Below are 20,426 nucleotides of genomic sequence, written 5' to 3'. Positions count from 1 at the left end.
GACTCATCGGGTTCTGGCTAAGCCCGTGCGGCGTCTGAGCATTTCAGGATGCGGATGCGTCAGCATCTTCGCATCCTGGTATGAGGTGAAAGCGACCAAAGGTCCGCCTGCGTCAAGGCAACCTATGGTTAATGCGCGCCAGCTATAAGCAGGGCTCCGCCTTTGGCGGGGCCTTTTCTGTTGGTCTGCTGCGCGCGCCATGATTTGCGCTTTTTTGCAACAGGCTGGACAAGTTTACCTGGCGAAGCTCGCCCATCATGGCGTCCATCAACAGTCGGCGCTATGCGAAGACGAGTGGTTACAGACGGAAGCAGCTATGCAGGGTCCAGGCAGTTCCAAACCGGCGTCGCGTCCTGTGCTTCAGGGCGCCGCGCCCACAGGAGCGGCGGCGAAGCCGGCGACACGGGCCAGCGGCGCTGGCGCGGGCTTTGACCCCACGGTCGACACCGCGCAAATGCTGCGCCGCGTCGGCTTCTTCACGCTGGTCTTCCTGCTGCCGATCGGCGCCGTGGTGTCGCGCCGCGCCGCCGTGATCCTGACGCCGATCGCCGTGGCGCTGCTGATCCTCGCCAGCCTGATCGATCGCGCCCCGCGCGCCCCGTTCAGCTTCCTGCGCGGCGCCTTCCAGAATGTTGGCGGCGTGGCCGCGCTGGTGCTGCTGGGCTGGGCGGTGGTGTCGATCGCCTGGACGCCGTTTCCCGAGACGGCGACGGAGAAGCTGCTGCAGATCGGCTGGATGACGCTGGTCGGCCTCGCTGGCGTCGCCGCGTTGCCGGACCGGATCCGCACCGCCAATCTCCACCTCATTCCGGTCGGCGTCGCCATTGGCGCCCTTGGCGCGCTGGCGCTGGGGGCGTTTCGCGCCCAGGACGTCAACGCCGAGCTGATGGACGCCGATCCGTTGGAGCGCGGCCTTGTGGTGCTCGCCGTATTGGTGTGGCCCGCCGTGGCGTGGCTGGCCTCACGTCGCCGCATCCTCGGCGCCTGCGCCCTGCTGGCGGTGGTGGCCATCGCCACCTGCGTCATGCCGGAGAACGCAGCGCTGCTGTCGGTGGCGGTGGGCGCTGCGCTCTACGCCATCACCCGGCTTGGCGGCGATCGCGCCGTGCGGGTGATCGCCGTGGTGATGCCGGCGTTGCTGGCCCTTGCCCCGCTGTTCCCGCTGATCCTGCGCCCGTTCCTGAAGTTCTTCCACGGCCCGCTCTATCCAGGCGCGCTGTCGCTGCGGGTGTGGGCGGAAGAGACCGGGCGCGAGCCGCTGCGCATGCTCACTGGCCATGGCTTCGACACCAGCATCCGCGCTCGCGTCGCTGGCTTCCTGTCGCCTGACGCGCCGCGCACCCTGCCGTTCGAGATCTGGTATGAGCTGGGCGTGGTCGGGGCGCTGGCTGGGGCCGTGGCGCTCTGGTACGCCATCAAGGCGTCGCGCCGCCATGACAATCCGGCGCTGACCGCCGGCATCGTCGCCTGCTTCGGCGGCGCCTTCACCATCGCCAGCTTCGGCGACGCCAACACCCAGTCATGGTGGCTGGCGACCCTGGTGGCGACGATCATCACCTTCACTGCCATCAGGCGCGGCGAATTCCGCAACGTACGTCCGGTGGCGCTAGGCCCGCTGGGCAAGGGCGCTGCGGGGCGCTGAGGGGCGCTGATACCAGAACACGATGAGCGTCACTCATCGGGTTGTGGCTAAGCCCGTGCGGCGCCTGAGCGTTTAAGGATGCGGATGCGTCAGCATCTTCGCATCCTGGTATGAGGCGGCTGTGGCCGCCCTGGCCTCATCAGCCGGCCGATTGGCGAAGAACGGCTCCCGCACGGCGCGAGAGCTTTTTTTATGCGCCATGCCGGCGCGGTTGTTATCGACCCTGGGGCGCAGAGCCCGAGGCCTGTTGTAGCGCCTCCAGAAACAGCTGCAGCGTCGCTTCTGCGAACAGCACCATATTGGGCTCGCGCTCCGGCACGCCGGTCTTGATCACGCGCGACAGGCGGACAGGGCCGGCGACGGCCATGCAGGAGTGGCCGGTGGAATCGCCATAGCTGTTGCCCGCTGGTCCCGCTGCGCCGGTCTCGGAGAGGCCCCACACCGAACCCAGCCGCTCGCTGACCAGCCCGGCCATGATGCGGGCATAGGGCTCCGTGGAGCTGCGAATGCCCGGCGGCAGGCGCTCAATGCCCATGAAGGCGCGGGCAGCCGGGCGGGCATAGGTGACGCTGGCCCCGTAGAAATAGGCCGAGGCGCCTGGAACCGACAGCAGCGCCGCCGCCACCAGGCCCCCTGAAGAAGATTCGGAAATGCCGACCGTCTCCTTGCGGGCGAACAGCTGTTCGGCGCAGGCGTGGGCGAGGCGGGTGAGGGAGGCAGGAATCAGTTCGGTCATAACGCCAGCGTGGCGGCAATCGCGCCGGCTGAACAGCGCCCCAGGCGCAAGCGTCGCCGCTTTATCTGCATGCGCTGCATGGGTGCGGCGGCAAGGCCGCTCCAGAGTGGGTGGCCCACCGCTGCCTGCGCCCCGCGGCGTCAGTCGACGGCGGCCAGGACGTCACGTGGACACAAAAAAACCGGCCAGCGGCCGGTCTGTCTAGGGCGAAGCCTGGTGGAAGATTTGGTGGAGCCAGGCGGAATCGAACCGCCGACCTCTTGAATGCCATTCAAGCGCTCTCCCAACTGAGCTATGACCCCACTCTTCCGTGCGACCGTTTGGGGCGGTCGCCGTGGATGAACGCGGTATACTCAGCGGAAGGCCGGGACACAAGCGCCTTCTGTGCGGTTGCGACACTTTTCCCCCAAGGCGGGGCCAGCCTGTTGATGACGCGGAGGCGCATGGCGCAAATCGGCGCGGCGCCGGGGAGCGCCAGGCGCGGGTCAGACGCGGCGAGACCCATGAGGTCGCGGCGTTGCATGCCCGAGGTCTGAAGGGACGGCGCGTCAGGCTCCAGCACAGCGGCGCCAGGGTGCAGCCGTCGCAGCGCCGCCAGCAGTCCACGCCTGTCGCCACTCAACCTGCAAACGCCAGGCGATGCTCTGGAATTGCGCCGGGCGCGGCGTCGCGGGACCAGGTCAGGACTGCCGGGGACGATCAATCCGACTGGCGGCGCGCCCTGCATGAGGCGGGGCATCGCAACGCGTCATACCAGGATGCGAAGATGCTGACGCATCCACATCCTTAAATACTCAGGCGCCGCACGGGTTCTGGCAACAGACACAAAAAAACCGGCCAGCGGCCGGTCGTCTGTTCAGGGTCAAACCCCGAGAAGATATTTGGTGGAGCCAGGCGGAATCGAACCGCCGACCTCTTGAATGCCATTCAAGCGCTCTCCCAACTGAGCTATGACCCCACTTAGTCCGGCGGCCGTTTGGGGCGGTCGCCGTTGATGAGAGGCGTATAAGTCAGAACGCCTCCGGAGCACAAGCGCCTTGCGCCGGGTTGTGCTCAGATTTCCTCGTCTTCGTCGATATCGCTGTCGATAAGTCCGGAGACGTCGTCATTGTCTTCCTCTTCCTCGAGGAAGGTGTCGTCGACCGCATCGTCGTCATCCACGTCGACGTCCACATCCACGTCGATCTTGGCGTCGTCGCCGTCAGCCTCTTCCAGCGAAATGGTCGCCGGATCGGCTTCCTCGTCGTCGGCTTCCTCAGGAGCCGGGCGCGCGCCCTTTACCTGCGGCTCGAACATCGAGCGCGGAAACGTCTCACCCGTATAGGGCGACACGACAGGGTCCTTGTTAAGGTCATAGAACTTGCGGCCTGTGGTCGGACAGACCCGCTTTGTCCCGAGTTCCGGCTTTGCCACGGCAGACTCTCTTTCGGAAATTGCGAGCGTTCCGGTTAGTGAAGGCGCCCGATGCTGTCAATCACTGATCGGGCCGGGGCCCGCTCAAGGGTCACAAGGAGTTACACGGCCTGATCCGGCGGCGAGGCTGCCGCCAGACCAGCGCCATGCGCCAGAAGCTGGCTGCTGCGCCCATATCGGCGTCGCCTCGCCAAAATGCAATGGCGCATTCAAGTCGCCTGCGACGCCGCCGTCAATTGTCGCGGCGTCGGCCTTGCCAGGGGTCAGCGGCCGCTACGCACCCGCGTCCACATCCGGGTCATGGCGCGCTGGCTGCGCTCATCCGGGGTGGTGGTGGTGAACAGCCGGGCCATCACGGTTGCATCGGGATAAACACTGGCGTCGTTCAGTATTTCTGGCCGGACAAGGGCGCGGGCGTCGCCATTGCCGCTGGCGTAAGAGGTGAAATTGCTGTTGGCCGCCGCGACGTCCGGACGCATCATGAAATTGATGAAGGCGTGCGCCTCGGCGGCGTGGGGCGCGTCGGCGGGAATGACGAAATTGTCGAACCACATCTGCGCGCCCTCCCTGGGCAGCACATAGATGACGTCGACGCCGTTCTTCGCTTCCTGGGCGCGGCGGCGCGCCTGCAGCACATCGCCGGAATAACCGAAGGCCATGCAGATGTCGCCATTGGCCAACGCCGCGATGTATTCCGACGAGTGCAGCTTGCGGATATCGCCGCGCACCTTGCCCAGCGCCTCCGCCGCCGCCTGCAGATCCGCCTGGGCCCTGGAATCCGGGTCGCGGCCGATGTAGCGCAGCACGGCGGGCAGCACATCCTCCGCCGCATCCAGAATCATCACGCCGCAGCTCTTGAGTTTGGCGGTCTTGTCCGGGTCGAGCATCAGGTCGAGGCTGTCGAGGGCGGCGTCAGCGCCAAGGGCCGCCGTCACCATGCTCCGGTTCAGGCCGATGCCGGTGGTGCCCCACATGTAATTGACGGCGTAACGGTTGCCTGGGTCGTAGGAGGCGAGCCGCCCGGCGATCTCCGGCCAGGCGTGCTTGAGATTGGGCAGCGCGTTGCGGTCCAGCTCCCTGAGCACGCCGGCGCGGATCATCCGCTGCACCGTCGGACCCGTGGGAACCACCACGTCATAGCCGGACTTGCCCGCCAGCAGCTTGCTCTCGACAATCTCGTTATTGTCATAGGTGTCGTAAACGACCCGGATGCCGGTTTCGTCGGTGAACTTCTTCAACATCGCCGGGTCGATATAGTCAGACCAATTGTAGATGTTGACGACGCGCTCACTGGCCTGCGCCACAAGCGGGGTCGCCGCCAGCGCAGCGATGGCGCCTGCGGCGATCAGGCCAGCGGCGGCGAAGCCGCGCCGCGTCAGCAGGGGGAGACGGCTCGGACGCGCGTGCGGCATGGCGGTTCCTGTCAGCGGGGCCAAAGAGCGGGCGGTGTCGCCTTATACCAGAACCCGATGAGCGTGACTCATCGGGTTCTGGCCAAGCCCGTGCGGCGCCTGAGCATTTCAGGGTGCGGATGCGTCAGCATCTTCGCATCCTGATTGCCTCCGCGGCAAAGCGTCAGCGTAGCGGCGTAAGAGCGTTACGGCGACATTCTCAGACCAGACAAATTTCGTATAGCCCCGCCGGCTTGTGACGGCGCCCGAATTCGTCGCAGGCCACAGATTGGGTGGTGTTCGCGCCGCTGCGCCTCAAGGCGCGACGCACTGGCGGCGGCTGCTCACATGCGTCCGCCCAGCCGCGCCAGCAGCACGCCGGTGACGCCGACGCCGCAGGCCAGCAGGCCAAGCTGCGACCACAGGGTTCCAGGCGCCAGCGCCAGCGCCGCCAGCACCGCCAGCGCCAGATTATGGGCGGCGATCAGCCCGGTGACATGCATGGCCGACAGGCCGCGATCCGCCGCCTGCTGGTAAAAGTGCTGGCGATGCGCCTCCCAGATGCGCTCGCGGCGCAGCAGTCGCCGGCACAGGGTGATGCTGGCGTCAGCGCAATAATACATCGGCAACAGCAGAGCGGAGGTCAGGGCGCCGCCGGAGGCGACCAGGAACAGCAGCCAGGCGGTGATCAGGCCGATGGCCAGCGAGCCGACGTCGCCGAGAAACAGCCGGGCCGGCGGGCGGTTGAACGGCGCAAAGCCCGCGAGACCGCCAAACAGCGCCGCCGCCACTAGGCCGAGCAGCACGGCATTGTCGCCGCCCGCCCAGCCGAGGCCGCCGAACAGCGCCATGGCCAGCAGCATGGGGGCGATGCCGGCCACCGTGAGCCAGTCGAGGCCATCCATGAAATTGGTGAGATTGACGAACCACAGCCCGGCGAACACCTCCAGCGCCCGTTCCGCCAGCAGCGGTATGTCCGGAGCGAGGCGGGCCTCATCGCCCAGCATGGCGAGGGCGAACACCAGCGCCGCCGCCTGACCGGCAAGGCGCGGCGCCACCGGCAGCGGGCGAATGTCGTCCACGGCGCCCAACAGCCCGATGAACGTCGCCGATAGCGCCAGCGCGCCCGTGGCGGCCCACAATTCGCGCGGCAGCCACGCCAGGGCGCCGGCCAGCGCCAGCGCCACAAGACAGCCAGCGATCACCGCGATGCCGCCGCCCTGGGGCGTGGGGATGCGGTGGCTGGAGCGGGCGTTAGGTCGCGCCAGGGCGTAGCGCTGCAACAGGGGTCGCAAGGCGACCAGCAGCGCGGCGGAGACAAGCGCCGCCACCACGGCGACGGTCAGGATCGAAAGCAAGCCGCATCTCCTGCCTGGCGTTCGGCCAGTCGCAACAGCGCGATCCAGGCCGCGATGGCTGGAGCACGCCCAGGGGGTCGTGAGCGCGCGCCGCTGAGGCGTCCGGCGGACAATGCCGCCAGATCAACAGGCGAGGCGCACCGATCCCATACAGGCGGCGCGGCGGGAGAGGAAGCTGGAGATGGCGCGAGGGGGCGGGCAAATGTCGGCGCAGGCGGCCCGGCGAGGCTGGGCGCCAGGCTATGCGGCGGCCAGGTTCAGCCCTGTTCCGCCTTGCTGAAATGCACCGTCAGATTATCGCGGGCGATGAAGGAGCCGGGGCAGGCGGCCTTGAGCTCCGCCTCGATCGCGTCATAGCTGGCGTCATTGCGGTCGGGATGCAGATGGAACATGGCCATGGCTTTGGCGCCGCCCTCGCGGCACAGGCGCAGCCCTTCACGCCAGGTCGAATGACCCCAGCCGATGCAGCGGCAATATTCCTCTTCGAGGAACATCGAATCATAGATCACCAGATCGGCGCCTTTGACGAAGGCCTTCAGTTCCTCGGCCGGGCCGCTGGCGCCGTGCTCGATGTCGCTGATGTAGCAGACGGCGCGACCGTCGCAGTCGAAGCGGTAAGCAGTCGAACCAGATGGATGGTTGAGCAGGCAGGTGCGGATGGCGAGGCCCTGCACCTCGATGGTTTCGCCCGCCCGAAAGCCGTGGTGTTCGAAACGCGCCGGCAGCACGTCGAGGCTGACCGGAAACAGCGGCGGCTGGTACATCTCGCCCAGCGCCGCAGCGGCGGAAGCGCCGTCGAGATTGCCGCACCAGGTATGGATGACGCAATGCGGGCTGAGCGCCGGCCGGAAAAACGGCAGGCCTGAGATGTGATCATGGTGCAGATGGCTGAGCAGCAGATGCACTTGGTCTGGAACCGTGTCGCAGCAGAAGGTGTGGCCGAGGTTGATCAGCCCGGTGCCGGCGTCGATGACGAAGCGCTGGCCGCAGGCAGTGATCTCCACGCAGGGCGTGTTGCCGCCAAAGCGCGCAAAGTCAGGCCCGCACACGGGGTGCGAGCCGCGAACGCCCCAGAACCGGAGCGTGAGGCCAGTGCCGGCCGGAGAAACGTCTGCTTCAGCCATCATGAATGTCTAGTGACCGCCAGCATGGCCGTGTGTGTGCTTGCACACATGGCGTCGCTGGCGCGGTGCTCTCCCTCAGGTGGCGTCGGATTCCGTCAGCCGCGACGTCGCCGTGGCCATGGTTCCGCGTGCAAAGACAATAGTCTGCATGTCGTCGGCGAGATCAACGGCGCGCATGGTTATGAACAGGCTGCGGTCAGCCATGCGGGCGCGCAGCCGCTGCAACAGCGCGTCGGCCTGGCTCGCCGACAGGGATTCCGTCACCCCGGTCGCCACCAGCATGTCGGGCTGACGGGCGAGACAGCGCGCCAGATCGAGCAGATGCTCGCGGCCGGCCATGGCGCGCATGTCGTCGGGGCCGATGCGGGCGGACAGGCCAGAGGCAAGCACCAGATCCTGCAGGCCAGCCTGGCGGAGCACGTCGGTGAGCACCGCCTGCACCTTGTCCTCGGCGCCGGCGATATTGTGCGCCACGCGGCCGAACAGCAGATTGTCGGCGAGGCTGGCGGCCCGGCACACGGTGTCCGGGTCATAGAAAGCCACCGAGGATTCCAGGCCACGCGGCAGCAATTCGCGGAACACCACGCGGGCGCGAATGATCCGTTCGGTCAGCGCCTCATTGAGCAGACCAAGGCGATGCCGGGTCTCGACATAGCGGAAGGCCAGATTGATCAGCATGTCGCGGTCGCGCGCCGCCGTGACGCCGCGCGGTCGCCGCTGATCGGTGTGGCGGTCAAGCAGCTCCTCATAGGCGCCGCGTTCGCCGTAATGGAAGAACGAGAACTGGCGGAACAGCGGGTGCCCGTCAGGCACGCCGTCGAACATTTCCAGCAGGCTGCGGGCGATGGCGAGGCCCATGTCCTCCAGCGGCCGTCCCAGGTCCTCGGCGGCGAGCACGGCGCGCACAAACGGATGGCTGGCGAGATTGGCCTCGCTGAAGGTGTCGCCGACCGGCAGGCCGAACATCAGGTTTTCGGCGACGGTGGCCTGCAGATTGTAGGTCTCCGGATCGAACGGATCGACGAGCGCTTCGGCGTCGAGGCGCTGCAGCGCCTCGCGCACGGCGCGGCGGGCGGCGATGACCCGGCCCGAAATCTGCGCATCGCCGCCATTGTCGACTGGCGCCATCAGGCCCAATGCGTAAATGGCGTCCTGCAGGCCGACCACCTCGATGACCTCCTGCAACGCTGCGTCATCTGGTCCCCGCGCCAGCGCGCCGGTCTCCGGGTCCCACACCGAGCAGCCATAATGCAGGTTGTCGCGGACGCTGGCGGCCAACACGATCGGCGCGCCGCCGGCATAGGCGATATGGCGGGCGCGATCGGCGCCGTTGAAACTCTGGAGCGGCCGCTCGCCGATGCGGATGTCGCCGGCGGTGGCGTCAAAGGCGCCGCCCAGCAGGCCGGCAAAGACCTCCGCGCCAGAGCCGGCGTCGCCGACCAGCGCCACATGGGCGGGCAAATTGGCGCTGAGGCTGACGCCGGAGACGCGGACGCCGCTGGCCGGATCAAAGGCGGCGACGCCCTCCGCCACCAGCGGCGCGGCGAGGTCGCCGGCGGTGATGGCCGCCGCCGCGCGCGGACGCCGGGCCAGCAGCGAACCATTGGCGCGGGCAATGTCTTCCAAAATGCCGCGCGCGTGGTCGCGCTCGCGCCGCCAGCTGACCAGCGCATTCACCGGGCGCTGCAACAGCACCGAGGCGAACACCAAGGACACCATGCCGCCAACCGTCAGGCGGCCATCGATCACCCACCAGCACCCCCAGGCGATCATCAAAAGCGGCCCACACTCCCGCAGGAAGCCACGCGCCGCAGCCGAGATCGACACCTGGCGGGCCAGCGGCCGCCAGCTCTGGTCGAGGCGCCGCAGCAGCGAGCGGAAATAGCCTTCCTCGACCGCGCCAGCGCCATGCAGCTGGATGGCGCGAGAGCGCAGCGCCACGGCGCGCGTCGCCTGCGACAGCGAGCGCTCGCGCCGGCGCGTCTCCGCCTCAAGCCAGCCCTCGGAGCGGGCCAGCCACAGGATCACCACCACATTGGCGATGGTCAGCGCCAGCAGCATGGCGCCGGAGTACATGCCGAGATGGGCGCCGAAGGCCAGCACCACCAGCAGCTGGCTGATGGCCATGGCAGGCACGATCAGCGCATCGCCGAAGAACCAGGCGACAGCGCTCATGCTCGAGCCAGCCAGCTGTACGGCGTCGTCGACATCGTCCTGCCCCAGCCCCCTGGTGTTGGCCAGCCGGTTGAACAGGCGTAGCCGCAGCAACGCGCCCATGCGCCGGGCGATGGCGCTGCGCAACGAGGCAATGACCGAAATCAGCGCGCTGCGCAGCGCCAGAAGCGCGATGACCAGGATCGAGCCCGCCAGGAAATAGTCCTGCCGCTGCAGCGCCAGCCCCTCAAACAGCACCAGATCCTGCTCAAACAGCCTCTCTGGCAGATCGATGATCAACGGCAGGAACAGGGCGTGGGCGCGTTCGCGGAACGCATGGCCGAGCACGGCGTCGTCCACCAGCAGGCGCGGCAGATCGAGCAGCAGCCAGTTCACCGGGAACAGCAGCAGCAGCGCCAGAAACACCCACAGGTGCAGCCCGCGGCTGTTCTGCCAGACCAGACGAACCGGATTGCGTTCCATGGGCGCTTGTTCCTCTCTGGCGCCTGACGGCTTCGGCGTGAAGCGCAGCAGGCTCTCTGACGCTGTGCGCCTGGAGCGCGCCGCCCCGTCCGACGTGGCCGTCCGACAGCAGCGCGCCTGCCGTGGCAGGCGCGACGCCGCGCGGGCGCCAGGCCGGTTGTCAGCGGCGCAACGCCAGCGCATTGATGATTGCACAATGCACTGCCCGGCGGTTGCGGCAAGAGCGTGACCGCCCCTGCCATGTCGTCCCCGGTGAAAAGTGGTTAGAAATGTGGCCCGCGGGCGGTGTTGGCGAATGGGCCCGGCCGGGCCAGGCTCGTGGGCGGGCCGGCGGTCGGGCTTGCCACAAGCGCGCAGCCGGCGCCTGCGGGTATGATGTTGCGGGCCTGGCGCGCGCGCGGCTCTGGCGACAGACCAGCGTAACGCCCCGCAGCGGGCGACGGAGGAACGGATGGGCGGGCAGACAGGCGCTGGGCGCGCAGCGGCGGATGCGGGCAGCTATGATTACATCATCGTCGGCGCGGGCTCGGCCGGTTGCGTGCTGGCCAACCGGCTGTCGGCCGACCCGCGCAACCGGGTGCTGGTGCTGGAGGCTGGCGGGCGCGACAACTGGATCTGGTTTCACGTGCCGGTGGGCTATCTGTTCGCCATCGGCAATCCGCGCTCTGACTGGATGTTCCGCACCGAGCCGCAGGCGGGTCTGAATGGCCGCGCGCTCAATTATCCGCGCGGCAAGGTGATCGGCGGCTCCTCGGCGATCAACGCCATGATCTATATGCGCGGCCAGGCGGCGGATTACGACGGCTGGCGCCAGCGCGACCTGCCTGGCTGGGGCTGGGACGACGTGTTGCCGTATTTTCTGCGCATGCAGGATCACATGGCGCCGTCCAATGATCTGCAGCGGGCCGGCGGCGAATGGCGCGTCGAATATCCGCGCGTGCGCTGGGACGTGCTCGACGCCTTCCGCGACGCCGCCGAGCAGGTCGGCATCGAAAGGATTGATGATTTCAACCGCGGCGACAACGAAGGCTCGTCGTATTTCCAGGTCAACCAGAAGCGCGGGCGACGCTGGAGCGCGGCGCGCGGCTTCCTCAAGCCGGTCCTGGGGCGCCCCAATCTGCGGCTGGAGACGGGGGTGCTGGTTGAGCGGGTGGTGATGGAAGGCGCAAAAGCGGTGGGCGTCTCCTTCAGCCGTGACGGCGTGCGTCAGGTGGCGCATGCCAATGCCGAGGTCATTCTGGCGGCAGGGGCGATTGGCTCGCCGCAATTGCTCGAGCTGTCGGGCGTCGGCCAGGGCCACCGCTTGCAGCAGCTGGGCGTCAAGGTCGTCGCCAATCTGCCTGGCGTCGGCGAAAATCTGCAGGATCACCTGCAATTGCGCCCGACTTACAAGGTCTCCGGCGTACGCACCCTCAACGCCGACTATCGCAATTGGCTGCGCAAGGCGGAGATGGCGCTGCGCTATGCGGCGCTGCGCGCCGGGCCGCTGACCATGGCGCCCTCACAGCTCGGCATATTCACCCGCTCGTCGCCGGAGCACGCCACCGCCAACATCCAGTTCCATGTGCAGCCGCTGTCGCTCGATGCTTTCGGCCAGCCCCTGCATCCGTTCCCGGCGATCACCGCCTCGGTGGCCAACCTCCGGCCGCAGAGCGTCGGCCATGTGCATATTCGCTCGACCAACGCCGCCGAGCCGCCAGCCATCGATCCGCGCTATCTCAGCGCCGAGGCCGACGTGCAGGTGGCGATCGATTCAATCCGCCTGACGCGCCGTATCGTCGCCGCGCCGGCCATGGCGCGCTACCAGCCTGAGGAGTATATGCCCGGCGGGCAATTGCACTCCGACGAGGAACTGGCGCGCGCCGCCGGCGATATCGGCACGACGATCTTCCATCCGGTCGGTACGGCGAAAATGGGCTCCGACCTCGATCCGATGGCGGTGCTGGATGGACAGCTGCGCGTGCGCGGCGTCGCCGGCCTGCGGGTGATCGACGCCTCGGCCATGCCGGCGATCACCTCGGGCAACACCAATTCACCGACGATGATGATCGCCGAGAAGGGCGCGGCGATGATCCTGGGCAAGCCGCTGTCATAGCTGAGTGCTGACGGCGGACGTCGAAACGCGAGCGGCGGCGCGCGTCGCCACAACCTTGCCGCGCCGCCGTGCTGAATGGCGGGCTGCGCCCCCCGGTTGCGCCAGCGTGGCGGCGCCTGAGCATTTCAGGATGAGGATGCGTCAGCATCTTCGCATCCTGGTTTAAGCCCCGGAGCCAGATTGATGACCGGAACCGCAGACGCCGCCCTGTTGCTGCCGCCAGATGGCCGCCAGTCGCCGCAGGCGCTGGCCATCCAGCGCGGCGTCCGGCGCTATTACGCCAGCCTCGGCGCGGTGTCCCTGTGTGAGGTGACCTTGAAGAGCTGGCGCCGCGCCGACGTGATGGCGCTGATGCCCGACGGCAGGCTGGTGATCGTCGAGGTCAAGTCGAGCCTCGCCGACTATCGCGCCGACAGCAAATGGCATGAATATCGCGACTGGTGCGACAGCTTCCTGTTCGCGGTCGCGCCCGAATTCCCCCAGGACATCCTGCCAGATGAGGTCGGGCTGATCGTCGCCGACGCCTTCGGCGCGGCGCAATTGCGGGCGGGGCCGCCGCATCCATTGGCCCCGGCGCGGCGCAAGGCGGTCACCCTGCGCTTCGCCCGCGCCGCCGCCAGCCGTCTGCATCGCCTTGCCGATCCCGATGGCGCGGCGGGGCTGGTGGAATAGGCGCGGCGTCGCCGCGCAGGCCTCGCAAACACCGGGCGCGCTGATCGTTCTGCGTCAGTGACGCTGACAATGTCAGGCGCTTCGCCTGGTCATGCTGGCTTGCTGGCAAATCCACCCGGCAGAGCTGGGCCGCCGGGCCATGGGCCCAAGCGGGGGGCCCAAGCGGGCGCGAGCCTGTCGCCCGGTTCAGCGCGGCGCGCGCTTGGCGAGGATGCGCTGCAGGGTGCGGCGATGCATGTTGAGCCGGCGCGCCGTCTCGGAGACATTGCGGCCGCACAATTCATAAACCCGCTGGATATGCTCCCAGCGCACCCGGTCCGCCGACATCGGGTTTTCCGGCGGAGTGGCGCGGCCATCGGGCAGGGCCATCAGCGCCGCATGCACCTCGTCGGCGTCCGCCGGCTTGGCCAGATAGTCGAAGGCGCCGAGCTTCACCGCAGTCACGGCGGTGGCGATATTGCCATAGCCGGTCAGGATGACGCCGCGCGCGTCGGCGCGACGTTCCTTCAGCTTGGTGATCACTTCCAGGCCATTGCCGTCGCCGAGGCGCATGTCGATCACCGCATAGGCGGGGGCGCTGTCCTCGATGGCGGCGATGCCATCGGCCACCGATTCCGCCGTGCGCACCTGGTAGCCCCGGCTTTCCATGGCGCGGGCCAGCCGGGTCAGGAACGGCCGGTCGTCGTCAACGATCAGCAGGCTCCGGTCGCCTTCGGGCGCGTGGGGAAAATCAGAAAGCTGTTCCAGGGTCATGGGTCACCTGCGTGGCGGGCGCGCCGGGCTTGCGGGGAGTCGCGGGCCGACAGGCGTCGTCCACACGTCGAGGGAGTAACTCCGCCTTTTGCCCAGAAGTTCTGCCCTATCCTTGGTTGCGCTTCGCAGCCGGTGGGTCGCGCCCCACGGTGAAAAGACGGGTGGATTCAAGCAACGGTCACGCATTCCTGTGCGCCAGGCATGTCGTGCCGCAGCCCGTCGCGCCACAGGGCGCGCGCAGGCCTCGCCATCGGTCTCGCGGGTCGTCACGCCGCCCCCCGTGACCCGCGATCAAGCGCCTTGCGCCGCGCCTCGCCTGGCGCGGCCGCCGCCATCACCGGGATAGCGACGCGCTGACGCACGTCTTTAAAGCATTTTGTCGCGCATGTGTACTTTGTCGCAGCTCCCGGCGTGGGGACTTGCGCAAGCCAGCGGGGGCGAAACGCGCGCAGTGGTCTGGTCGGGCGGCCTCGCGTCGGAAACGGAAGGCCTTGTGCGCTGCTTTTGCGTCAGGCGACGCCGCGCTCAAACGTGTCGCGCGGCCAGCGAATGGTCACGACTGCGCCGGTGGCGGGCGCTGCGGCGTTGGCGGTGGCGATGCTGGCGCCGGTGCGTTCGATCAGGCTGCGGGCGATGAACAGGCCGAGCCCGAGGCCGCTGGCCGGCTCGTCGGCATGGCTCTGCCCGGCGCCGCGCGTGGTGACATAGGGCTCGCCGATGCGCAGCAACACCTCCGGCGCAAAACCCGGGCCATCGTCGCGCACCACGATCACCACGCTGTGCTCGTTCCAGTGTTCTTCGATGGTCACGCCATTGCGGGCGAAGTCCACGGCGTTATCGACAATGTTGCCCAGGCCGTAGATCACGCCAGGGTTGCGCCGGCACACCGGCTGGGGGCCCTCGCCATGTTTGGTCACGGTGATCGGCACGCCGAATGGCCGTTGCGGCCCGGCCACCTCTTCCACCAGATGGCTCAGGGTCAACTGTTCCAGCGGACTCTCGTCGCCCTCCGCCCCCAGCGAGGTCAGCTTGCCGAGAATGCCGCGACAGCGCTCCACCTGTTCGCGCAGCAGGGCGATGTCTTCGGCCAGCGGGCTGCCGGCGGGGGCCTCGCGCGCCATCTCCTTGGTGACCAGGGTGATGGTGGCGAGCGGCGTGCCGAGCTCATGGGCGGCGGCGGCGGCGAGGCCATCCAGCTGGCTCAGATGCTGCTCGCGGGCCAGCACGAATTCGGTGGCGGCCAGCGCCTGGGCGAGGGTGCGGGCCTCCTCGGCGACGCGCCAGGCGTAGATCGCGGTGAAGGCGATGCCGAGGGTGATCGAGGTCCAGATGCCGATGATGTAGACAAACGGCAATTCCAGCGTCTCGCCTGGGCGCCACGGCAATTGATGCCGAAAGAACATCAGGCAGGTGGCGTAAAGCACCGACAGCGCCCCCAGCGCCATGGTGGCGCGCGGCGGCAGCGTCGTGGCGGAGATCAGCACCGGGGCCAGAAACAGGATGGCGAAGGGGTTCTGCAGCCCGCCGGTGAGATAGAGCAGCGCCGCGAGCTGGGTCAGATCGTAGGCGAGCAGGGCGGTGGCCAGCACAAGGCCAGGTCGATGGCTCATCGGGTAGCGAATGCGCAAGGCGATGTTCAGCCACGCTGACACGGCGATCAGCAGGAAGCACAGCCCGAACGGCAGGGGATAGCCGAGGCCGAAATGCACCCCCACCACGGCGACGCTCTGGCCGATGACCGCGAGCCAGCGCAGGCGCACCAGCGTGTCGAGACGAAGCCGGCCTGCGCCAGGGGACTGGGAAAATGCTTCCCGATCTTGCAACATGAGATGTCCAGACTGCGTCGGCTTGCCCGGAGCGGTCGCCCAGGTGAAATTGCCGCATCGCGCGGTTCGCACTATGGCGGATCAGCCGGGAATGCGCCATTACCCTGCGCTCGCCCGTCTGTTACGCTCCGGTTGTAACAATTCCCGCCCACAAGCACATGGATATCATCACATATTCGTGATACCAATGGTCACATTCTGGTCGTGATCCCTCTCAGGTAGCCGCCAAGCCCATGCAACTCTTCAAGCGAAGCTTCACTGGAGACCCCGTCATTGCGGTGCGGTCCGGCGTCGAGGTCTTCCACGTCGCCCTCCGCCGGCGGCGCGACGCGCGCCGTCTCACCCTGCGCGTGTCGCAGGTGACAGGCGAGGCGACGCTGACCATGCCGATGCGCGGGGACGTGCATTCAGCGACGCGCTTTGTCGAGGCGCATCGTGACTGGATCGCCACCCGGCTGAAGCGCGTGCCGCAACGCATCGCCTTTCGTCCCGGCGCGGTGGCGCCGGTGCGCGGCGCGCCGCATGTGATTGTCTGGGATGCAACGGCGCGCAGCACGCCGGAGTTTGCGCCACATCCCGACGGCGGCATGATGATCATCGCCGGGGGCGACCCGCGCCATGTGCCGCGCCGGGTGCAGGAATTGCTCAGGCGCGCTGCGGCGGCGGATCTGGAGGCGGCGGTGGCCCGCTATACGGCGGCGCTCGGCGTGCGCGCCCGCAGCATCACCCTGCGCGACCAGCGCACCCGCTGGGGCTCTTGCACCGCCTCTGGCCGCCTCAATTTTTCGTGGCGGCTGATCATGGCCCCGCCCTATGTGCTGGACTATCTGGCGGCGCATGAGGTGTGCCATCTGCGCGAAATGAACCATTCAGAGCAGTTCTGGGCGCTGGTCTATGGCCTGTGTCCGCACACCGACGCCGCCGAGCACTGGCTGAAGGCCAATGGCGCCGGCCTGCATCGCTACGGCGCCGCCAGCGGCCGCGACAAGGCGCCCGCCGCCGACAATGATGACGCTCGCGAACTGGAGGCGGCGCGCTAGCTCGCCTGCGGGCGCCATTGCGGGCGCCATCGCGCCATCGCCTTAACGTCCATTGCCTTAAGCGATGTTGCGCCAGCAGGCGCCGATCGGGCGCACTTGTGCGCCCTGCGTCTTATGTCCGGGCGTGGATGCGTCACAACTTGACCCAATTGTTCCATGGCCCAGCTGTCCCATGGCTCAGCGGCGCGCCCATGCCGTGGTCTGGCGCCACGACAATCGCCAGTCCGTGCGCGCCCAACCTCGCGCGCCCATCCTCGCGCCGCCCATCCTGGCGCCGCCCTTGCCAGCAGTTCAGCCGCCGAACAGCCGCTCAAGGAAATTGGGCTCGCGCCGTGGCGGCGGCGCCTGGCGCGCTGGCGCGGCTTCGCCCTGACCAGCTTGCTGCGCCGTGACGAGGCCTGGCTCCGCGACCTGCTGCGGCGTCCATGGAATGCCTGGCAGCGGCCCAGGCTTGAGGTTGCGCGAGGCGACCTGCATCACCCGGTTCCACACGTCGAGCGGGATCGAGCCGCCGGTGACGCGCTTCATCGGGCTGTTGTCGTCATTGCCGATCCACACGCCGGTGACCAGCTGGTTGGTGAAGCCCATGAACCAGGCGTCGCGGAACTCCTGCGACGTGCCGGTCTTGCCGCCCACGTCCCAGCCAGGCAGCTTGGCCTTGCTGCCGGTGCCCGAGGTGATGACCTGGCGCAGCATCGCGTTGATCATGCCCTCGATGCGCGGGTTGATCACCGGGCCGAGGCTGTTGGGCATGCGGGTATAGATCGCCTTGCCGTCGGTGGTCTTGACGCTTTCAATGACATAGGGCGTCACGCCGATGCCGCCATTGGCGAAGGGCGCGAAGGCCGCCGTCAGTTCAATCGGCGTCACTTCCGCCGTGCCGAGGGCCAGCGAGGCGTTGGCCACCATCGGCGACGTTATGCCAAGGCGCTGGGCGGTGCGCACCACCGCCTTGGGTCCCATCTCCAGCGTCAGCTTGACCGGAATGGTGTTGATGGAGTGGGTCATCGCCGTCAGCAGGGTCATTGGCCCGGAGTAGCGGCGCGAATAATTGGCCGGCGACCAGCCGCCGACTGAGACAGGGCCATCCTCGCGCACCGCCTGCGGCGTCATGCCCTTGTCGAGCGCCGTGAGATAGACGAAAGGCTTGAAGGCCGAACCGGGCTGGCGCCGCGCATTGGTGGCGCGGTTGAACTGACTGTCGGCATAGCTGCGACCGCCGACCAGCGCTTTCAGCGCGCCATCCTCGGCCAGCGTCACCACCGCGCCCTGGCGGGCGTTCATCTTGCCGCCCTGCTTGCTCAATTCATCATTGAGCGCCGCCTCGGCGGCCATTTGCAGCGGCATGTCGATGGTGGTGCGCACCTGCACGTCCTGCTCGATGCTGCCGACGAAATCGTCGAGCACATCCATCACGTAATCGGCGGCGTAATTGGCTGAACGGGTTCCGCCAGGCTTGACCGCCGTCGCCGGGGTCATGATCGCCCCCTTGGCCTGCTGGTCGGTGATAAAGCCCTCGCTGGCCATGGCGGCCAGCACCAGCTGGGCGCGGTTCTGCGCGCCTTCCGGATTACGGGTGGGGGCGAGGCGCGCCGGCGCCTGCACGAGGCCTGCCAGCATCGCCGCCTCGGCCACCGTGACCTCCCTCGCCGGCTTGCCGAAATAACGATGCGCCGCGGCCTCGACGCCATAGGCGCCGGCGCCGAAATAGACGCGGTTCATATACATTTCGATGATCTGGTTCTTGGAGAATTTGCTCTCCAGCCAGGCCGACAGGATCAGTTCCTGGATTTTGCGCGCATAGGTGCGGTCCTGGGTCAGAAACAGGTTCTTGGCCAGCTGCTGCGTCAGGGTCGAGCCGCCCTGGGCGACGCCGCCGGCTGAAACGTTGCGCAGCAACGCGCGGGCGACGCCCATGGGGTCGACGCCGTAATGCTCATAGAAGCGCCGGTCCTCGATGGCGACAAAGGCCTTCGGCAGATAAGGCGGCAGCTCGGACAGCTTGACTTCGCGCCCGCCCATGTCGCCCTTGTTGGCGATCAGCGAACCGTCAGCGGCGAGGATCGCCACATTCGGCGCCCGCTTGGGCACCGTCAGCTGGTCCATCGGCGGCAATTTGGAAAAGTGGTAGCCGATGACGGCCACGACGCCGAGCGCCGCCACGCCGCCAAGCGTCAGCCCCATGCGGAACAGATGGCCGATGAACGAGCGCCGCCGTCGCGGCTTCGCCGCCGCCCGGACGCGTCCGCGACTGCCCGCCGGTTTTTTTTGCCTGCTCGCCACGCGTTTTGTCGCTCCCCGGTCGTCCAGTTCGCGCGCTATTGCGGGCGGGACTGGCGTTTGATCTGTGCGCTCAGGGGCCGACGCGTCAAAACCTGGCTCCCGTCGCAGCCTGTCGTTGCGGCCCCCGCCGGCGTGCGTCCTGTCGGCGCGGGGCCCGTCGCGGCGGCTGGATCCAGCGCCACGCAGGGCGTCAGTTGGCTCGACCCGCAACCCGTCGAACACGCTGCCCTGGTGAGCCTCGCCAGCGGCCTGCCCACCGAACTGTGGCTCCAGCCTGTCTTTGGGGCCGTTTGAACGCGACATATAACTCTGGGTCCCGGACACAATGTTCGCCATCGCATCAAGGCTTTCCGCCCCGATGCGCCGATCCCTCGCAACGGGATCCGCCACATCGTATTGAGATGTTAAATGTGGCGGTTTAAGGGGGTATTAAGCGACGTGGCCCGCGCTACCTGGATCTGGGCAGCTGACGATCGCTGGGCTGGGCCCGGGCCGAACGGCAGTTGATCGGCCGCCTGTATTGGCTGCGGGGCTGGGCAAACAGACGATGTGTCTCGCCATTGCCGGCTCACACGGGGCAGCTCGTTCAACATCACGCGCTGTTGCAGCGGTCCGGCTGTTGCGGCGCGCCCGCGCCGTTCTCGCGACAGCTATCAGGCGCTGCGGTCGCGCCCCGATCCACCTCAAGCAACAGGCGTTGTGCGATGATCATCGTCACGGACAGGATCAGCATTCCGGAAGATGAGCTGTCCGAGCGCTTTATTCTCGCCGGCGGCGCCGGCGGGCAGAACGTCAACAAGGTGTCGACTGCGGTGGAACTGCGCTTCGACGCGCGCAACTCACCGTCCTTGCCGCCACGGGTGATGGAGCGGCTGCTGCAGATCGCCAGCCATCTGGCCAGCCGCGACGGCGTGATCATTATCAAGGCCAATCGCTTCCGCACCCAGGAGCGCAATCGCGCCGACGCTCGCGAAAGGCTGGGCGACATGGCCCGCGCCGCCGCCGAGCCGCCGCCGCCGCCGCGCCGCCCGACCCGGCCAACGCGATCATCGCAACGGCGGCGCCTCGATGAAAAAACCCGCCGCAGCAACATCAAGAGCGGCCGTGGCCGACCAGGTTCGGACGACTGAGCCAGCTTCCGTGCATGGGTGCGACATCTGCGGTTTGCTGGCAAAACCAGGCGTCGCCCCGCCCCGCCTCCGCTGTCGCCCGTGGTCAGGGACAGCCATTTCCGGGCCCTGCCAGTTCTCCTGCGCCGGTGATCCGGGGCGCCCGTCCAATCCCCGGTCAGCCTGTCGCCAGCCGCGTGCCATGCGCCCGACAGGGGGCGGCGGTTTTAATCATGATGTTGACGGACTAGCTGGCCTGGCGCCACGCTTCTACTGTCATGACGCAACGATCGGCGTGGCGCCGCCCGGCGTGCCTGTCAGGCTGTAGCCAACTGCGACAGGGCTGG

The 20,426-nt window shown here is 67.8% G+C and carries 14 protein-coding genes and 2 tRNA genes; 5 read left to right on the top strand and 11 right to left on the bottom strand.

Going from position 1 to position 20,426, the window contains the following annotated elements; all coding sequences use genetic code 11:
- Nucleotides 1-316 precede the first annotated feature (316 nt).
- A complete protein-coding gene (locus tag AC6A67_RS06080; RefSeq protein WP_498035653.1) occupies nt 317-1,642 on the top strand; it encodes a peptide ABC transporter permease in 1,326 nt (441 codons plus the stop codon).
- 214 nt (nt 1,643-1,856) lie between these two features.
- Here the strand turns inward: AC6A67_RS06080 and AC6A67_RS06075 are convergent, their stop codons facing one another.
- The 8 genes from AC6A67_RS06075 to AC6A67_RS06040 all read right to left on the bottom strand — a co-directional run bounded on the left by AC6A67_RS06075 (nt 1,857) and on the right by AC6A67_RS06040 (nt 10,301).
- Entirely contained in the window at nt 1,857-2,378 is a 522-nt protein-coding gene (locus tag AC6A67_RS06075; RefSeq protein WP_498035652.1) for a CinA family protein, read from the bottom strand.
- Nucleotides 2,379-2,604: 226 nt separating this feature from the next.
- A tRNA-Ala gene (locus AC6A67_RS06070) sits at nt 2,605-2,680 on the bottom strand.
- Nucleotides 2,681-3,260: 580 nt separating this feature from the next.
- Nucleotides 3,261-3,336: transfer RNA gene (locus AC6A67_RS06065), tRNA-Ala, on the bottom strand.
- A 95-nt stretch (nt 3,337-3,431) separates the two neighbouring features.
- Complete coding sequence (locus AC6A67_RS06060) at nt 3,432-3,791, bottom strand: TIGR02300 family protein (RefSeq protein WP_498035651.1); 360 nt, start codon at nt 3,789-3,791, stop codon at nt 3,432-3,434.
- A gap of 263 nt (nt 3,792-4,054) precedes the next feature.
- The gene (locus tag AC6A67_RS06055; RefSeq protein ID WP_498035734.1) at nt 4,055-5,140 is read right to left on the bottom strand and encodes a polyamine ABC transporter substrate-binding protein; all 1,086 of its coding nucleotides are present in this window, start codon (nt 5,138-5,140) and stop codon (nt 4,055-4,057) included.
- 386 nt (nt 5,141-5,526) lie between these two features.
- Nucleotides 5,527-6,540 carry an MraY family glycosyltransferase gene (locus AC6A67_RS06050; protein WP_498035650.1) on the bottom strand — a complete coding sequence of 338 codons (1,014 nt, stop codon included), beginning with the start codon at nt 6,538-6,540 and terminating at the stop codon, nt 5,527-5,529.
- A 257-nt stretch (nt 6,541-6,797) separates the two neighbouring features.
- Nucleotides 6,798-7,664 (bottom strand): MBL fold metallo-hydrolase, encoded by an 867-nt coding sequence (locus AC6A67_RS06045; protein ID WP_498035649.1) that lies wholly within the window; start codon nt 7,662-7,664, stop codon nt 6,798-6,800.
- Between the two features lie 75 nt (nt 7,665-7,739).
- The gene (locus AC6A67_RS06040; RefSeq protein WP_498035648.1) at nt 7,740-10,301 is read right to left on the bottom strand and encodes an ABC transporter ATP-binding protein; all 2,562 of its coding nucleotides are present in this window, start codon (nt 10,299-10,301) and stop codon (nt 7,740-7,742) included.
- Between the two features lie 451 nt (nt 10,302-10,752).
- On the opposite strand from AC6A67_RS06040, the gene AC6A67_RS06035 reads away from it, so the two are divergent.
- Both AC6A67_RS06035 and AC6A67_RS06030 read left to right on the top strand, forming a co-directional pair.
- A complete protein-coding gene (locus AC6A67_RS06035; protein ID WP_498035647.1) occupies nt 10,753-12,396 on the top strand; it encodes a GMC family oxidoreductase in 1,644 nt (547 codons plus the stop codon).
- 183 nt (nt 12,397-12,579) lie between these two features.
- Entirely contained in the window at nt 12,580-13,068 is a 489-nt protein-coding gene (locus AC6A67_RS06030; RefSeq protein WP_498035646.1) for an MmcB family DNA repair protein, read from the top strand.
- Nucleotides 13,069-13,254: 186 nt separating this feature from the next.
- Here the strand turns inward: AC6A67_RS06030 and AC6A67_RS06025 are convergent, their stop codons facing one another.
- Nucleotides 13,255-13,821, bottom strand: a complete 567-nt coding sequence (locus tag AC6A67_RS06025; RefSeq protein WP_498035645.1) for an ActR/PrrA/RegA family redox response regulator transcription factor — start codon at nt 13,819-13,821, stop codon at nt 13,255-13,257.
- Nucleotides 13,822-14,330: 509 nt separating this feature from the next.
- The gene (locus tag AC6A67_RS06020; RefSeq protein WP_498035644.1) at nt 14,331-15,647 is read right to left on the bottom strand and encodes an ActS/PrrB/RegB family redox-sensitive histidine kinase; all 1,317 of its coding nucleotides are present in this window, start codon (nt 15,645-15,647) and stop codon (nt 14,331-14,333) included.
- Between the two features lie 233 nt (nt 15,648-15,880).
- Here AC6A67_RS06020 and AC6A67_RS06015 point away from each other — a divergent pair, with 233 nt between their 5' ends.
- Nucleotides 15,881-16,687, top strand: a complete 807-nt coding sequence (locus AC6A67_RS06015) for a M48 family metallopeptidase (protein WP_498035643.1) — start codon at nt 15,881-15,883, stop codon at nt 16,685-16,687.
- Between the two features lie 291 nt (nt 16,688-16,978).
- Here AC6A67_RS06015 and AC6A67_RS06010 read toward each other — a convergent pair whose 3' ends face one another.
- Nucleotides 16,979-18,970 carry a transglycosylase domain-containing protein gene (locus tag AC6A67_RS06010; RefSeq protein WP_498035642.1) on the bottom strand — a complete coding sequence of 664 codons (1,992 nt, stop codon included), beginning with the start codon at nt 18,968-18,970 and terminating at the stop codon, nt 16,979-16,981.
- A 704-nt stretch (nt 18,971-19,674) separates the two neighbouring features.
- Between AC6A67_RS06010 and arfB the strand changes: the two genes are divergently transcribed.
- Nucleotides 19,675-20,100 carry an alternative ribosome rescue aminoacyl-tRNA hydrolase ArfB gene (gene arfB / locus AC6A67_RS06005; protein WP_498035641.1) on the top strand — a complete coding sequence of 142 codons (426 nt, stop codon included), beginning with the start codon at nt 19,675-19,677 and terminating at the stop codon, nt 20,098-20,100.
- Nucleotides 20,101-20,426: the final 326 nt, after the last annotated feature.

The sequence above is a fragment of the Camelimonas sp. FR25 genome (assembly GCF_059740505.1).
The sequence above is the reverse complement of the archived record's forward strand: the minus strand, read 5'-3'. Positions and strand labels throughout refer to the sequence as shown.

Coding starts and splice junctions, on each gene's coding strand:
- AC6A67_RS06080 (WP_498035653.1), top strand. CDS start 317: ATGCAGGGTCCAGGCAGTTCCAAACCGGCGTCGCGTCCTGTGCTTCAG.
- AC6A67_RS06075 (WP_498035652.1), bottom strand. CDS start 2,378: ATGACCGAACTGATTCCTGCCTCCCTCACCCGCCTCGCCCACGCCTGC.
- AC6A67_RS06045 (WP_498035649.1), bottom strand. CDS start 7,664: ATGGCTGAAGCAGACGTTTCTCCGGCCGGCACTGGCCTCACGCTCCGG.
- AC6A67_RS06040 (WP_498035648.1), bottom strand. CDS start 10,301: ATGGAACGCAATCCGGTTCGTCTGGTCTGGCAGAACAGCCGCGGGCTG.
- AC6A67_RS06035 (WP_498035647.1), top strand. CDS start 10,753: ATGGGCGGGCAGACAGGCGCTGGGCGCGCAGCGGCGGATGCGGGCAGC.
- AC6A67_RS06030 (WP_498035646.1), top strand. CDS start 12,580: ATGACCGGAACCGCAGACGCCGCCCTGTTGCTGCCGCCAGATGGCCGC.
- AC6A67_RS06025 (WP_498035645.1), bottom strand. CDS start 13,821: ATGACCCTGGAACAGCTTTCTGATTTTCCCCACGCGCCCGAAGGCGAC.
- AC6A67_RS06020 (WP_498035644.1), bottom strand. CDS start 15,647: ATGTTGCAAGATCGGGAAGCATTTTCCCAGTCCCCTGGCGCAGGCCGG.
- AC6A67_RS06015 (WP_498035643.1), top strand. CDS start 15,881: ATGCAACTCTTCAAGCGAAGCTTCACTGGAGACCCCGTCATTGCGGTG.
- arfB (WP_498035641.1), top strand. CDS start 19,675: ATGATCATCGTCACGGACAGGATCAGCATTCCGGAAGATGAGCTGTCC.